This window comes from Marinibacterium profundimaris, from assembly GCF_002210095.1.
Classification (GTDB): Bacteria; Pseudomonadota; Alphaproteobacteria; order Rhodobacterales; family Rhodobacteraceae; genus Marinibacterium; species Marinibacterium profundimaris.
Window position 1 is genome coordinate 313,947 of the sequence record NZ_AQQR01000002.1, and the last position, 14,977, is coordinate 328,923.

The following is a 14,977-nucleotide window of genomic DNA, read 5'->3' on the forward strand; positions in this document are numbered from 1 at the left end:
TCATGCACCGGGCCTCCCTTCGGGAGGCCCGTTTGCGTTCGTGCAGCCCGCTTTCGCGCAACTGGCGAATTGGGGCCGGAATAGCCGCGAGACTCGTTTTCCTTTGGTGGCATTCCCGCCGCTCGGTACTGTGATCCCGGCGGGAGATTTCCCGCAATCCAGGGGGGAAGGAATGAACGATGGGAAAGCGCGATCAACTTATTGAAAAATATGCCGAAGATCTGAAATCGAAATGCGGGGTAGAACCCGACATGGATCTTCTCACCAAGGTGACGATCGGCTGCGGTCCGTCGATCTACAACGAGGATTCCAGCATCGTTGCCGCCACCCAGCCCGGAGAGCTGGAGACGGTGAAGACCAATTTCCTTGTTAAAAAACTGGGACTTGCCGAAGGTCCCGAGTTGATGGAAGGGATCGAAAAGGTGATCGAAACCTATGGGCGATCGGAACGGCACAAGCATCGCGCGGTGGTCTATTATCTGCTGACACGGCATTTCGGCAGGGAATCGGTTTATTCCTGATCCCGGTCGCGCCACCGGAGCCCGCCGGAGGAACGATTGCATTTGACGGACTTGCCATTTGCGGCAATCGGGCAATTGCGCTATCCAGAAAGGGTCCGGTCAGGATGACGGGACCCAACAACTCTTATGCGTGTGGTGGATTGGGAGCACGCGGGGGTACGGAGGGTTCTGCAGCGCCGGAACCCTCCGTTTTCGTTTGTGAACAGGCCAGATCGCGAAGCTGCGTGTGCGGTGCGATTGCCGGCCCGCGCTGGACTTTCTTTCCTGCCTGCGACCGACCGCCATCCTGTCTGGGGCCGGCGCAAGGCAACGGTCAGGCCTATGGGTGACGCGTTCGGTAGAAGACCTTGTTTTAACGCCGAACAACCAGTCGCTATCCGGACCACCTTAGAAAAGTGTCAGAACCAGCCCGATCAGACCGCAGCCGATCGTGGCATAGCCGCCGTCGATCAGCACCAGCGCGCGCGGCCGGTCGGAAAACCCGTAGAAGGTGGCAATCCACGGAGACACCAGGAACAGCCCGAAGCCCAGGCCCGCGACGCTGCCCATCGCCGGGGTCGTGATACCCGCGCCCTGAAAGGTGTGGCGCATGATCCCCGCCACCATCACAGAGGCGATGAACGCAGTGACATAGGGCACCGGGTCCGAGGCATTGGCCGGCCGCCCGGTCTTGGCATCGATCCCCACGCCCGAGGCCTCGATCCAGCGTTTCGACAGGACCATGTACCAAAGCGCACCGAAGACGTAGCTTGCCGCTGCCGCCAGCAGGATTTTCAAGAGTTCCATTCGTTCGCTCCGCTGAGGGCTCCGATCGAAGTTCTGCGAAGTTTGCCTCAATGCCGCAGTGCAACACAAGTCCGCGCTGCACGGCAGAGTTGAACCGGCGCCCGTGCACCGGGACACGGGCAGCGCTCAGACCCGTGCGACGGTCAGGCCGAAACCCCGGCCATGCGGCAGATGATCTGCCATTCCTCTTCCGACACCGGCTGCACCGAAAGGCGCGAGTTCTTCACCAGGATCATGTCGTCCAGCCCCGGCTCTGCCTTGATCATGTCCAGCGTCACGGGGGTCTTCACCGGCTTGACCGCCTTGATGTCCACGCAGTCCCAGCGGTCATCGTCGGTCGTGCTGTCGGGATGCGCCTCGGCGCAGACCTCGACGATGCCGACCACCGCCTTTTCCTTCTGCGAATGGTAGAAGAAGCCGAGATCCCCCAGCCTCATCTCTCTCATGAAATTGCGGGCCTGGTAGTTGCGCACGCCATCCCATTCCTCGCCCGTCTCGCCCTTGGCGACCTGGTCAGCCCAACCCCAGGTTGAGGGTTCGGATTTGAAGAGCCAGTAGGCCATCAGCCGATGACCTTGTTCCAGGCGGTCAGCTCGACAGAGGCAAAAAGCCCGGCCTTGGCATAGGGGTCGCCTTCGGCCCAGGCTTCGGCGGCGGCCATGTCGGGCAGGTCGAGCACCACGAGCGAGCCGCACATCCCGCCGGCCTCGTCCAGAAGCGGGCCGGCCATCGCGACGGCGCCGGTTTCCTTGATATAGGCCAGGTGCGCGTCACGGTTGTCCTTGCGGACCTGCAGCGCGCCGGGCTTGTCCTTGGCGTAAAGGGCGATGAGCATTGGTTTATTCCTCTTTCAACGGCCGCGCGAGGAGCCTGTCCATCACGCCGCCAAGCGTCTCTGTCCCGTCCAGCAGGGCGGTGACCCCCTGCGTGATCGGCATGTCGATTCCGCGCCGGACCGCGACGCCCGCGACGGCCCGGGCGGTGGCCGCGCCTTCGACGGTTCCGGCCGGATCAAACCCCTTGCCCGCGCCGATGGCAAGGCCAAGACGGTAGTTGCGCGAGCCTTCGGACATGCAGGTCAGCGCCAGGTCACCAAGGCCCGACAGCCCGGCCAGCGTTTCGGCCCGGGCGCCGTGGGCGGTGGCATAGCGCGTCATCTCGGCATAGCCGCGTGTCATCAGCGCGGCGCGGGCGCTGTCGCCCAGGCCCCCGCCGATGGCGGCCGCGCAGGCGATGGCCATCACGTTCTTCAGCGCGCCGCCCATCGCGGCACCCGTCAGGTCGTCGGTCCGGTACAGCCGCAGCACCGGGGTCGACAGCTGCGCCTGCAGAGCCTGCGCGTCAATATCGGCGGCCAGTGTCAAGGCGGTCGGCAGGCCGCGCGCGATATCGGCGGCAAAGCTGGGGCCGGTCAGCAGGGCAGGGGAGCGGCCGGGCAATTGCGCCTCGATCACCTCGTGCGGGCCAAGGCCGGTCTCCAGCTCGATCCCCTTGCAGCAGGCGACGGGGCGGGCATGGGCAATTGCGGCGCCATGGTCGGCCAGCAATCCGCGCAATTTCTGCATCGGCACGGACAGCAGCACCACGTCGCAGCCCGCCAGATCGGCGGTGTCCGAGGTCACGCGCAGCCGTTCGGGCAGGTCGACGCCCGGCAGGTGATCGGCATTCCGGCGCGTCACGCGCATCGCCTCGACCGCCGCGTCGGACCGCGCCCAGAGGACGACATCCCGCGATCCGCAGAGCGCCACGGCCAGCGCCGTCCCGAAGGCGCCGCCGCCCATGACGCCGATCATGCCTTGGCTCCCTTGCGCCCGCCGCCCACCAGCCCGGGGCGCGACATGTCCAGCGGCCAGCGCGGGCGCGCCGACAGGTCCATCCCGTCGCGCTGCCCCGCGCCGAACCTTTCCAGCCCGGCATAGGCGATCATCGCCGCGTTGTCGGTACACAGCCGCAGCGGCGGGGCGGTGAAGACCGCGCCGGCCTCGGCCGCGACATCTTCCAGCGCGGCGCGGATCCGCTGGTTCGCCGCCACGCCACCGGCCACCGCGAGGGCCGGGGTCCCGGGCGCCTCTTCAAGGTAGATGCGCAGCGCGCGGCGGGTCTTTTCCGCCAGCACATCGGCCACGGCGGCCTGGAATCCGGCGCAGAGGTCGGCCCGATCGGCCCGGGTCAGCCCGCCCTTTTCGGCCACGATCCCGTCGCGCGCGCGCAGCAACGCGGTCTTCAGCCCGGAAAACGACAGGTTGCAATCGGGACGGTCCAGCAGCGGACGCGGGAAGGCGAAACGCTTCGCATCCCCCTTCGCGGCCTCGGCCTCGACCGAGGGCCCGCCAGGCTGGGGCAGGCCCAGCAGCCGCGCGGATTTGTCGAACGCCTCGCCCGGCGCATCGTCGATCGTGCCGCCCAGGCGCGAGAAATCCTCCGCCCCGCGCACCACCAGGAACTGGCAATGTCCGCCGGAGACCAGCAACATCAGGTAGGGATAGGCCAGCCCGTCGGTCAGCCGCGGCGTCAGCGCATGGCCGGCCAGGTGGTTCACCCCGACCAGAGGCAGCCCGGCGCCAAGCGCGATGCCCTTGGCCATCATCACCCCGGCCATCACCCCGCCGATCAGCCCGGGCCCGGCCGTCACCGCCACCGCGTCCAGGTCACGCAGGTCAAGCCCGGCCTGGTCCAGCGCCTCGATCACGCAGAGGTCCAGCTTTTCGGCATGGGCGCGGGCGGCGATCTCGGGGACGACGCCGCCGAAATCGGCATGCATCTCGGCCTGGCCATGCACGACGGAGGACAGGATCGACACGCCCTTCGCATCCTGGCGCACCACGGCGGCCGCGGTATCGTCGCAGCTGCTTTCAAGACCAAGAAGGGTAAGCGGGGCTTGGGTCATGGCGTCCGTTGCATCGGGAACACCCGGCAGGTAACACTCGGGCCCGTGGCAAACAATCCCGCCAGATCCGGAGCCGTGGCTGGCCCGACAGACGGACAGGACGCAGCGACCGGATCGGGCCGCCGCCCCGTGCTGCTTCTGACCCGCCCGCAGGAGGCGTCCGAGGCGCTCGCCGCACGGATCGATTGTCCCGGGCTGCGGGTCGTGATCTCTCCGGTCATGCGGATCGAGGGGCGCGCGGTGCAGCCGCCGGCAGAGGCCGCCGGGCTGATCTTTACCTCCGCCCATGGCGTGGCCGAGGCCGCGCGGCAGGATCTGCTGCGGGATTTGCCGGTTTTCGCCGTCGGGGAGGCAACCGCGCAGGCCGCGCGCGCCAACGGATGGCCGGCGACCTGTGCCGGACTGACCGCCGACGAGCTGGTTGAAACCCTGTCCCGCCATCCGCCGGAGACGCCGCTGCTGCACCTTCGCGGCACCCATGCGCGCGGCGACATTGCCGGGCGGCTGACACGCGCCGGGCTGCCCACGACAGAGGCGGTGATCTACGACCAGGTCGCGCAGCCGCTCTCTTCACGGGCCCGTGATGCGCTGAATGGCGCCGATCCGGTCATTCTGCCTGTTTTTTCACCGCGCAGCGCCCGGCTTCTGGTAGCCAACCTTAAACCGCTTGCGCCTTTGCACGTCGTCGCACTCAGTTCAGCCGTCGCCGAGGCGTTTCACGGGTTTGACACGGCCAGCCTGCATATCTGCGAATCGCCCGGGCGGGAGGAGATGGATGCGGCACTAAATGCCCTCGCCCTCGGCCTTTGTCGGGTTGAGGGGTATGCAGGCGAGCACTAATATTCTTTCAGGCAGGGCACTGCGATAATAGAGAATCGACGGGGAAGCACCATTGGCTGACAAAAAAGACGAAAACCAGGGCGCCGAGATTCCCGACAAAAAGACGACGGACGGGAAGAGCGGAGGCCCCTGGGAGGATACGTCGGACGGCAGATCCGGCAGCGAGACCGACAGCGGTCCCGAGGCGGTCGAGGGCGGTGCGAAACCGAAAGATCCCGATATCGTGGATGCCGAGTTCGAAGAGATCCGCGACGAGAGCCGGACTGACGACAAAGTCACCGACCCGGAGACGCCCGACACCTCCGACGACACCCTGTCGGAAGACACGCTGGACACTGTACCGGACGACACCACCGACACCGCTTCGGATGACAAAACCGATCCCGCGACCGACGAAACCTATGACGACCTGCCCCCGGCGGAGCCGATCCTCGTCACCGACGAGGACCTGAAATCCGAGCCCGAGAGCGAAACGGCGCCCGAACCCGCGCCCACCCCGTCCGAACCGACCGAGAAGGTCGTGGAAAAGACCGTGGTGCAAAAGCGCGGGTTCTTCCCCGTCTTCCTCGGGGGCGTGATCGCCGCGGTGCTGGGCTTTGGCGCCGCGCGCTACGGCCTGCCCGACAACATCGAGTCCAGCCTGCCGCCATCGCTGCAGCAACCCGATTACGCCGGCCCGATCGCCACGCTCGAGGACACCACCACCAGCCAGGGCGAACAGCTGACCACGACCGGTCAGCAGGTCACCGACCTGTCCGGCCGGGTGGACGGCCTGTCGACGCAGATCGCGGATGTGCAAAGTGCCGTCGACAATATCCAGCTGCCCGACCTGTCGCCGCTGGAAAACGGCATCTCGGCCCTGGGTGACGACATCACCGCGGTTCAGGACAGTATCGAAGCCGCCCGCGCCGAGGCCGCGCAGGGGATCGAGAACCTGACGACGCGGCTCGACTCGCTGGATGTCCGTGTCTCGAACCTGGAAAAGCGTCCCATTGCCGAAAACCTGTCGGACGATGCCATCGCCGCCTACGAACGCGAGCTTGACGGCGTGCGCCGCGATCTTGCCGACGAACGCGACACGGTGCGCGAGGAATTCGATGCGCTGATGGCCGAGCAGAGCGACCGGATGCAAAGCCTCGTGGACGAGGAACGCGCCCGGATCGACGCCATGCTGGCCGAGGCGCAGTCGATGGTCGACGACGCCAAGGTGGTGTCGGAACAGACCGCGCAGATCCAGGAACAGGCCAACCGCGCCCAGGTCGTGGCCGCCGCGCAATCGGCGATTGCCATCGTGCGCGGTGCGCTGGACGACGGCGTCGCCTATGCCGACAAGCTGGAGCCGATCCGCGAGGCCGGCCTCGACATCCCCGAAGGCCTGTCGGCCCCGGCGGAGGAGGGCGTGGCCACGCTGGGTTCGTTGATGTCCGAATTCCCGCCGGCCGCGCGCGACGCGCTGGATGCCGCGCGCCGGGCCGACCCGGAAAGCACCAAGGGCATCGGCGCGTTCCTGCAACGGGAACTGGGCGCCCGCTCCACCAGCCCGAAGGAGGGCGACGATGCCGACGCCATCCTCAGCCGGGCCGAGGCCGCGTTGCAGCGGCAGGACATCACCACGGCCCTGACCGAATTGCAGGCCCTGCCCGAGCCCGCCGCAGATGCCATGACCGACTGGGTCGCGCAGGCGACGGAACGGCGCGATGCGCTGGTCGCGCTGAACGACGTCGCCGCAGCCCTGAACACGAACTGAAGGATCCCCCATGCTCTGGTCACTTATCAAGGTTCTGATCTTCGTCGCCATCATCGCGGCGCTGGGTCTCGGGGCGTCCTACCTCATCGAAACCGAAGGCGGGGTGCAGGTCACCATCGCCGGGATCGAATACACCTTCGGGCCGCTCGAATCCGTCATCGCCCTGCTGATCCTGATGGTCGGCCTGTGGATCGTGCTGAAGGTCGCCTCCTTCGTGGTGGCGCTGCTGCGCTTCCTGTCCGGCGATGAAACCGCCCTGTCGCGGTATTTCGACCGGTCGCGCGAACGCCGCGGCTACCGCGCCCTGTCGGAAAGCCTGATGGCGCTTGCCGGGGGCGAGGGCAAGGTGGCGATCTCCAAGGCGCAGAAGGCCGAGAAGCTGCTGTCCAAGCCCGAGATCACCAATATCATCACCGCCCAGGCCGCTGAGATGGCGGGCGATACCCAGCTGGCCGCCGATGCCTACAAGAAGCTGCTGACCGACAAGGACACGCGTTTCGTGGGCGTGCGCGGCATCCTGAAACAGAAGCTGGCCGAGGACGACAAGGAAACCGCGCTGAAGCTGGCCGAAAAGGCGTTCGAGCTTAAGCCGCGCCATGAAGAGGTGCAGGACATCCTGCTGCGGCTTCAGGCCGAGGCGCATGACTGGAAGGGCGCGCGCAACACGCTGAACGCCAAGCTGAAATCCGGTGCCCTGCCGCGTGACGTCTACACCCGGCGCGAGGCCGTGCTGGCCCTGTCCGAGGCGCAGGATATCCTGGACGACGACACGCCCATCGAACGGCGCGAGGCGGCGATCACGGCGAACAAGAAGTCGCCCGACCTGATCCCCGCCGCCGTCATGGCCGCGCGCACCTATATCGGCCAGGGCAACGGCAAATACGCTGCCCGGATCCTGAAGAAGACCTGGGGCGTGCATCCGCACCCCGACCTTGCCGCCGCCTTCGCCGAGATCGCGCCGGAGGAAACCGCCGCCGAACGGGTCGAACGCTTCAAGGCCCTGACCGACGTGAACCCGGACGATCCGGAAACCAGGATGCTCGCCGCCGAACTGCTGATCGCGGCCGAGGATTTCCCCGCCGCCCGCCGCGCCCTTGGCGATCTGGTCGAAACCAAGCCGACGGTGCGCGTGCTGACCATGATGGCGGCGATCGAACGTGGCCTCGGCGCGCCGGAAGCCGAGGTGCGCGCCTGGCTGGGCAAGGCCGTCACCGCGCCGCGCGGCACGCGCTGGGTCTGCGACAGCTGCTCGCAGGTCCACAAGGGCTGGATGCCGATCTGTTCCAACTGCGGGGCCTTCGACACTCTCAGCTGGCGCGAGGCGCCGCATGACGCCGTCGCGGGGGCCGAGGGCGAGAACATGCTGCCCCTGATCGTGGGCGAGGACACGCCGCCCGCGCCGGTTACGCCTCCGATGGAACCGGCGGCCGACCCGGTGATGGAGACCGAAGTCACCGCCACCGACGTCCCCCCGCGGCCGGATGTCGTGCCCCCGACCGAAGGCGAGACGGTGGAGCCCGATCCGACCCGAAAATAACTCTTTCCCCCATGCGCCCAAGGTGCTAATGCGCCCCCCACGATGACATGCCCATGTCATCGTGGAGGTCGCCGAACCGCCTGCGGTTCACCGACCGGCGCCGCTGTAGCTCAGCTGGTAGAGCACGTCATTCGTAATGATGGGGTCGGGGGTTCGAGTCCCTTCAGCGGCACCACTTATATCAGGTAATTCCTGTTTATAATTTGAAAACTGTCATAGACAGAGCTCGGTGCCCGGATGAGGACACCACGCGGACGTCAGCCTTGGGCATCGCGCCCTTCGCTCGGCAACCGTCAGCAACATCCTTGCCCGCGACTTCACCATCCTGCCCGACACGCCCGCAAGCAGGCGCCGGTCAATGCCGGCGCCGTGCCATGGGTCAGGCCAGGTGCTTTCGACGCCTGCCCAGGTAGACCGCGAGCTCGACCGTCACCAGCACCAGCATCGACAGGCCGACGAGCGGAAAAAACACCCCCGCGGCGAGCGCCATCAGCAAGAGGGTCCGGGGAATGCGCAGGTCGGCCGGGACCTCCGGCACGCCAAGCGCACCCGAGGGGCGGCGCTTCCACCACATGGTTGCGCCGGACACGCTCAGGCCGATCATGGCGATACAGGCCAGCAACAGCACGACCTGGTTCGCCAGCCCCCATTCCTGCCCCATATGGACGGAAATCCCCCATTCGGCCCAACGTCCCAGCGTGCCGAGATCGGAAAGCCCGGCATCGTAAAGCACCTCGCCGCTGTACTGGTCCAGGTGGATCACACGCTCGTAGGTGATGTCGTCCGGATAGACGGAGGCGGTGAACACGCCCTCGGGCCCCTTCGGCATCGACACGGCATAGCCCGGCACGATGCCCCGCTTTTCAACGGTCGCGATCACCTGGTCCAGGGTCTGCGGCACCCCGGATGCGGCGCCGGACAGCGGGACGGGCTGTTGCTCGATGATCCAGGGCGCCCGGTCCGTGGCATCCGCAAGCGGGACCGTCGACGCCGGCAGGCCGGACCAGTAGCCCTCGGGCATGCCGAGGCCCAGTTCGTTGGCGATATCGTAGAACTTGCCGCCCCAGACGCCGGACCAGGGCAGCCCGGTCATTGCAAGGAAAACGATGAAGACGCCGGTATATAGGCCCGTCACCGCGTGCAGGTCGCGCCACCAGGGACGCCCGCGGCTGGCCTTGATGCTGACCGTTCCAAGCCCCTTTCCGCGGGGCCACCAAAGATAGATCCCCGAGGCCACAAGCAGCACCATCCAGCCGGCGGCCATCTCGATCAGCCGGTTGCCGAACCAGCCGACATATTCCAGCGAATGCAGTTTCCGGACGACGTACATCGCCGGGCTTCCCGCCGCGCCGGCATCCCAGAGCGTCCCGAGCACCTCGGCCGAGTAGGGATCGACGTAGACGGTGTTCTTGAGCCCGTCGGGTCCGAGAATGTCGACCTCGGCGCTGCGGTCGGCACCGGCTGGCGGGCTGTATGACCTGATCTCGCCGGGATGGGCCTCAAGCGCGGCGGCGGCAAGCACCGAAGCGGCGGCCATCTGGACCGAGGCGGGCGTGACAAGACGCAGGCGGGAATGGGCGGCGTCGTTGATCTCGTCCTTGAAGAGATAGATGCCGCCGGTGATCGCGAGGATCAGCACGAAGGGCAGGATCACAAGTCCCGCGATGAAGTGCCAGCGCCACACGGCGCGATAGATCGCGGCAGAGGCCGCGCGAGAGGTTTGTTCCGTCATGAGACACATCCGATTGACCCGGCGCCTGGCCGGGCATGAAGATAGATCGCGGTGCAGGTCGCCCGCACCGGCGCGGTTCGGAAAGAGGACGGCGCAGGGCCGTCAGACGGAGATCGGCGGAGCCCGGGTGGAGTGGCAGATGTTGCGCGCCTGGGCGGCGCGATGAAGATCGTCGCTCTGCCCCCAGGCGTCATGCGGTTCCAGCAGGAAGGTCCGCACTGCGAGGCGGATTTCGGGCGCATCGGGCAGGCCATGGCAAAGTGGGCAGCGGTGGTCGTGCCGCGCCTCTTCCCCGCATAGATCCACAAGATCCCCGCCATAGATCAGGGCATGGACCTCTCGCTGGACCGCGCCGCGTTCGGGCGCCATGAGGGCGGCAGAGATCGCGCTCGACAATGCGACAAGCACGCCGAGAGCAAGCAACCCACCAAGGACAATCCGCCGACACATGCCGCCTTTTCGCACATGCCGGGGTCAATGGTAAGCGAATGATTTCAGAAGGAGATCAGGGGAACAAACGTGAGGTCCGGCATCATCCGTCGGACGTACGCCAGACAAAGCCCAAAGGCGCTGTGTCTTCCGCTGTGACCGGCAGGCCGAGGCGCCCGGCCGCCGCATTGCGCCCTGGCAGCCCGTGCACCCGTTCTGGCCACCGCCGGACCGGGCCGCCGGTATTTTGCTTCCATCACGACAGAACGCGGGTAACGTCGAGGGGAATTTACCAGGAATAAGGAGGCGCCCCATGGACGGCAGGCTATTCGTGGGCGGTGGCGGTGCGAGCTATGGCAACCCGCAGTTCCTTCGGCTCGACTATGCCAATCGCCATGGTCTTGTCGCCGGCGCGACGGGCACCGGCAAGACCGTCACCCTCCAGATCCTCGCCGAAGGCTTCTCTGCCGCGGGTGTGCCGGTCTTTCTGTCGGACGTGAAGGGCGATCTGTCCGGCCTCGCCGCGCCGGGCCGGGAGGACGTCAAGCTGCACGAGGCTTTCACCAAGCGCGCCGCCAGGATCGGCTTCGATGCCTATCGCTACGAGGGGTTTCCGGTCACGTTCTGGGACCTCTTCGGCGTGCAGGGCCACCCGGTGCGTACGACGGTCGCAGAGATGGGGCCGCTTCTTCTTTCCCGCCTGATGGATCTGACCGAAGCGCAGGAAGGTATCGTTAACATCGCCTTCCGCCTTTCGGACGAACAGGGGCTGCCGCTTCTCGACCTGAAGGACTTCCAGGCGCTGCTGATCTGGGTCGGCGAGCACCGCGCCGAGCTGTCGCTGCGCTACGGCAACGTTTCCCCGGCCTCGATCGGCGCGATCCAGCGGCGGCTTCTGGTGCTTGAAAACCAGGGGGGCGCCCGGCTTTTCGGGGAGCCTGCTCTCGACCTGTCCGACATCATGCGGAACGATCAGGACGGCCGCGGGCGGATCAACATCCTCGCTGCAGACACGCTGATGACAAGCCCGCGCCTCTACGCGACCTTCCTCCTCTGGCTGCTGAGCGAATTGTTCGAGGAGCTGCCCGAGGTCGGCGATCCCGACAAGCCGAAGCTCGTCTTCTTTTTCGACGAGGCGCATCTGCTCTTCGACGGCGCGCCGAAGGCTCTTGTCGACAAGGTCGAGCAGGTGGCGCGCCTGATCCGGTCCAAGGGGGTTGGGGTCTACTTCGTCACGCAGAACCCGGCCGACGTGCCCGAGGATGTGCTCGGGCAGTTGGGAAACCGGGTGCAACACGCGCTCCGCGCCTTCACGGCACGCGATCGCAAGGCGCTGAAGCAGGCAGCCGAAACCTACCGCGAGAACCCGGCCTTCGACACCGAGGCCGCAATCCGCGACGTCGGCGTCGGCGAGGCGGTCACCTCGCTTCTTGAGGAAAAGGGCGTGCCGGGCGTGGTCCAGCGGACGCTGATCCGTCCGCCATCCTCACAGCTTGGGCCGCTGGACGCGGAGGCGCGCGCGCGTGTCATCGCCGCGTCGCCTGTCGCAGGGAAATACGAGCAGGTCTTCGACCGCGAGTCCGCCTACGAGATCCTCGCCGAGCGGGCGGAGCGTGCCGCTGTCGCCGCCGAACGGGCCGAGACCGGGGAAGACCAGCTTGAGGAGAGCGAGCGCGAGTTTCGCGCTGCCCGGCGTTACACCGGCACGCGCGTGTCCCGCTCCTCCTCCGTGCGTTCGCAAACGGGTGAGAGCCTTGGTGCGGCGATCGGCTCGGTGGTGATCAAGGAGCTCAAAGGCACCACCGGCCGCCGCATCGTGCGCGGCATTCTCGGAGGTCTGTTTCGGGCGCGGTGAGGCGGCGGCGGCGACTCCCGGGGCCGGCACCGGAGTGTGGACCAGCATGCGTCCAACCCGTATCATCACACCCCGCCCATCGACGATTCAACGGAGGGCAGTTGCCGAAGAATGGACAGCCCATCATCCCTATCGCAGCAGGCCCCAAGGCCAGCCCGACACGGTCCGCACGCCTTTCTTGAAAGCCTGACAGGGCCGACGCGGGGCGAGACCACGTGGCTTCTGGATGATGAGCTGATCGCCTCGGTCGACGACGCGCGTTCACTGCAGCTGACCACCCCCGAGGAAACGGATCCCGTTCCGGTCGCCCTTGCCCGCCTGACGCTGTCAGAGGCCAGTTACTGGCTGGAAGCCCTTGGCGATGCGGATATCTGGGTCAACGGGCGCAGGGTCCAGGCGGCACATCTGATGCATGGCGACATGATCGAATTCGGAGAACACGGCCCCATGTGCCGGTTCCGGCTTTGCAACCGCTCCTTTCCGCGCCACTGGACGATCGACGACATCGTGGGCGACGCGGTGGCCTATGCGCGGTCCAGTCGCCGGCCGCTGGGCCGACGCGCATCCTTCGCCCTGCTTGATGGGGGACGGCGGGTTCTGTGGCATACGACGCTGTTCTTCCGAGTGTCGGTCATCCTCAGTATCGGGCTTCTCGCTGGCTTCGGCTATCTGCTCTATGCCAATGACCGCCGTTTCGAAGAAGCCATGCGGCAGGAAGCGCTCCGGATCGAGGCGATCTCGACCATCCTGGCGCAGACCGCCCAGGACGCGCTGACCCCGGACGACCTGGCAGGCCTTCGCGCAGAGCTCGACGCCCGGCTGACAACGAATGCGGACCGCCTGTCCGAACTGGAACGGCAGTCCGGCGCCTCGGCGCGCATAATACGGGCCTCTGCAAACTCGGTCGCCTTCCTGCAGGGGGCATACGGGCTGCGCCACCAGGAAAGCGGCAAGCTCCTTCGTCATGTTCTTGGCGCCGATGGCCAGCCCCTGATGACCCCCTTCGGGCAACCTCAGATTTCACCGGACGGAACCGGTGCACCGCTTGAATTCCAGTTCACCGGCACGGGGTTCCTGATTGCCGAGGGCCCGCATCTGGTCACGAACCGGCATGTGGCCCAGCCGTGGCGCAGCAGCGACAGGATGCGGGCCTTTGCCGCCGGGGGGCTGGAGCCCGAAATGCTGAAACTGCTGGTGTACCTGCCCGATACGCCCAGGCCGAACGCGGCCGTGCTGGAAACGGTCAGCGACACGGCCGACCTTGCCATCCTCACGCTGGACAGGCCGCTGGCAAACGGTGTCGGCCTTGCGCTTGCGGATGACCTGCCCGGAGCCGGAACCGAGGTCGTTCTCATCGGCTATCCAACCGGGCTCAGGGCGTTGCTGGCCCAGGCGGGACCGGATTTCCTGAAGGCCGTCGAGGACAGCGGCAACACCGATTTCTGGTCCATGGCCGCTCGGCTTGCCGAGCAAGGTTTCGTTCAGCCACTGGCAAGCCGGGGCATCGTCGCACAGGTCAATTCAGGCGCTGTCATCTATGACGCCGAGACAACGTCAGGCGGTAGCGGAGGGCCTGTCCTGGACGACAGGGGCCGGGTGATCGCGGTGAACGCGGCCATTCTGCCGGAATTCGGCGGGTCGAACATCGGCGTGCCGGTCACGTTGCTGCATCAGCTTCTGGCCGACAGCTTCGACTGATCCGGATCTGCCCACATGCCTTGACCCTGGCATGCTGCATCCCGAAAACGTTCCGCAAAGGCCTCCACCCCGATGACGGCAACGGTGACACGGGACTTGCCGTCGCGCGATCATCCTCTTCACATGAAACGGGTGGTCGGGATTGCCAGGGCACGCCGCCGGCGCGCTGTCAGCCGATCTCGCGCCGGTCCTGATCCTGTGTGCTGAGTATGCCGGGATCGAGCACCGAAAGCCCCGCCAGGTCGCAGACCAGCAGGCTTTCCCCGGTCCCGGCACGTGCCAGCGGCTGGCCGTCCGGCCCGACGATGACCGACCCGCCGCCAAAGGCCAACCCGGCCTCGTCGCCGTGGTAATTGGCATAGACCACCGTCATCCGGTATTCATAGGCCCGCGCCGGCACCAGCGCGTCGTTGACCACGCCGAAGCCGGCCGGATTGGCCGTGGGCACCAGCAGCAGATCGACGCCGGCCTCGTGCAAGGCCCTGACATGATGGGCGAATTCCACGTCATAGCAGATCAGCAGCGCGGCCCTGCGATCGCCCAGATCGAAGATGGAATAGCGGTCGCCGGGCTGAAAGACGCCCTTCTCCATCGGCCCGAACAGCTGCAGCTTGCGGTGATGGGCCAGCTTGCGGCCCGTCGCGTCGTAGCAGCTGGCGACGTTGTACACCGCCTCGCCGTCGCGTTCGGCCCAGCCGATGGCCAGCCCGCAGCCCGCCTCGCGCGCGAGCCCGGCCAGCCGCTCCTCCCACGGGCCACCCTGCACCTGGGCGCGGGCGGGGTGAAGATCGGGGCGGTTGTAGCCGGGCAGGTACAGTTCGGGGAAGACCGCCATCCCCGCCCCCGCCAGAGCGGCTGCGCCCAGCATCCGGCCGACCCGGTCAAAGGCGGCGTCCTCGTCGCCATCGGTGGTCGGGCTCTGGTACAGGGCGATCTTCATGGGGA

14 protein-coding genes and 1 tRNA gene are annotated in these 14,977 nt (G+C 66.8%); 7 read left to right on the forward strand and 8 right to left on the reverse strand.

Annotated elements, in window-relative coordinates; genetic code table 11:
- The first annotated feature begins 179 nt into the window (after nucleotides 1-179).
- Complete coding sequence (locus tag ATO3_RS06400) at nucleotides 180-521, forward strand: DUF2853 family protein (protein ID WP_088648990.1); 342 nt, start codon at nucleotides 180-182, stop codon at nucleotides 519-521.
- A gap of 387 nt (nucleotides 522-908) precedes the next feature.
- On the opposite strand, the gene ATO3_RS06405 is transcribed toward ATO3_RS06400, so the two are convergent.
- The 5 genes from ATO3_RS06405 to tsaD form a co-directional block, all read right to left on the reverse strand.
- Entirely contained in the window at nucleotides 909-1,307 is a 399-nt protein-coding gene (locus ATO3_RS06405; protein ID WP_088648991.1) for a DUF1761 domain-containing protein, read from the reverse strand.
- Between the two features lie 143 nt (nucleotides 1,308-1,450).
- A complete protein-coding gene (locus tag ATO3_RS06410; RefSeq protein WP_088648992.1) occupies nucleotides 1,451-1,870 on the reverse strand; it encodes an EVE domain-containing protein in 420 nt (139 codons plus the stop codon).
- Nucleotides 1,870-2,142, reverse strand: a complete 273-nt coding sequence (locus ATO3_RS06415) for a YciI family protein (RefSeq protein WP_088648993.1) — start codon at nucleotides 2,140-2,142, stop codon at nucleotides 1,870-1,872. The genes ATO3_RS06410 and ATO3_RS06415 overlap by 1 nt, the downstream gene beginning before the upstream one ends.
- A 4-nt stretch (nucleotides 2,143-2,146) precedes the next feature.
- Nucleotides 2,147-3,100 (reverse strand): NAD(P)H-dependent glycerol-3-phosphate dehydrogenase, encoded by a 954-nt coding sequence (locus tag ATO3_RS06420; protein ID WP_088648994.1) that lies wholly within the window; start codon nucleotides 3,098-3,100, stop codon nucleotides 2,147-2,149.
- Nucleotides 3,097-4,194, reverse strand: a complete 1,098-nt coding sequence (tsaD, locus tag ATO3_RS06425) for a tRNA (adenosine(37)-N6)-threonylcarbamoyltransferase complex transferase subunit TsaD (protein ID WP_088648995.1) — start codon at nucleotides 4,192-4,194, stop codon at nucleotides 3,097-3,099. Before tsaD ends, ATO3_RS06420 begins: the two co-directional genes overlap by 4 nt.
- Before the next feature lie 129 nt (nucleotides 4,195-4,323).
- Here tsaD and ATO3_RS06430 point away from each other — a divergent pair, with 129 nt between their 5' ends.
- The 4 genes from ATO3_RS06430 to ATO3_RS06445 all read left to right on the forward strand — a co-directional run bounded on the left by ATO3_RS06430 (nucleotide 4,324) and on the right by ATO3_RS06445 (nucleotide 8,493).
- Entirely contained in the window at nucleotides 4,324-5,034 is a 711-nt protein-coding gene (locus ATO3_RS06430) for a uroporphyrinogen-III synthase (protein ID WP_158217915.1), read from the forward strand.
- A 52-nt stretch (nucleotides 5,035-5,086) separates the two neighbouring features.
- Complete coding sequence (locus tag ATO3_RS06435; protein WP_088648997.1) at nucleotides 5,087-6,781, forward strand: hypothetical protein; 1,695 nt, start codon at nucleotides 5,087-5,089, stop codon at nucleotides 6,779-6,781.
- A 10-nt stretch (nucleotides 6,782-6,791) separates the two neighbouring features.
- The gene (locus tag ATO3_RS06440) at nucleotides 6,792-8,318 is read left to right on the forward strand and encodes a heme biosynthesis protein HemY (protein ID WP_088648998.1); all 1,527 of its coding nucleotides are present in this window, start codon (nucleotides 6,792-6,794) and stop codon (nucleotides 8,316-8,318) included.
- 99 nt (nucleotides 8,319-8,417) lie between these two features.
- Nucleotides 8,418-8,493: transfer RNA gene (locus ATO3_RS06445), tRNA-Thr, on the forward strand.
- Nucleotides 8,494-8,697: 204 nt separating this feature from the next.
- Here ATO3_RS06445 and ATO3_RS06450 read toward each other — a convergent pair.
- Nucleotides 8,698-10,050 (reverse strand): PepSY-associated TM helix domain-containing protein, encoded by a 1,353-nt coding sequence (locus ATO3_RS06450; RefSeq protein WP_088648999.1) that lies wholly within the window; start codon nucleotides 10,048-10,050, stop codon nucleotides 8,698-8,700.
- Between the two features lie 102 nt (nucleotides 10,051-10,152).
- On the reverse strand, nucleotides 10,153-10,500 hold the full coding sequence (locus ATO3_RS06455) for a hypothetical protein (protein WP_143747237.1): 348 nt from the start codon (nucleotides 10,498-10,500) through the stop codon (nucleotides 10,153-10,155).
- Nucleotides 10,501-10,792: 292 nt separating this feature from the next.
- Between ATO3_RS06455 and ATO3_RS06460 the strand changes: the two genes are divergently transcribed.
- Nucleotides 10,793-12,334 carry a helicase HerA-like domain-containing protein gene (locus tag ATO3_RS06460; RefSeq protein ID WP_088649001.1) on the forward strand — a complete coding sequence of 514 codons (1,542 nt, stop codon included), beginning with the start codon at nucleotides 10,793-10,795 and terminating at the stop codon, nucleotides 12,332-12,334.
- Nucleotides 12,335-12,445: 111 nt separating this feature from the next.
- A complete protein-coding gene (locus ATO3_RS06465; RefSeq protein ID WP_088649002.1) occupies nucleotides 12,446-14,032 on the forward strand; it encodes a trypsin-like peptidase domain-containing protein in 1,587 nt (528 codons plus the stop codon).
- A 169-nt stretch (nucleotides 14,033-14,201) separates the two neighbouring features.
- On the opposite strand, the gene ATO3_RS06470 is transcribed toward ATO3_RS06465, so the two are convergent.
- A complete protein-coding gene (locus tag ATO3_RS06470; RefSeq protein WP_088649003.1) occupies nucleotides 14,202-14,972 on the reverse strand; it encodes a carbon-nitrogen hydrolase family protein in 771 nt (256 codons plus the stop codon).
- Nucleotides 14,973-14,977: the final 5 nt, after the last annotated feature.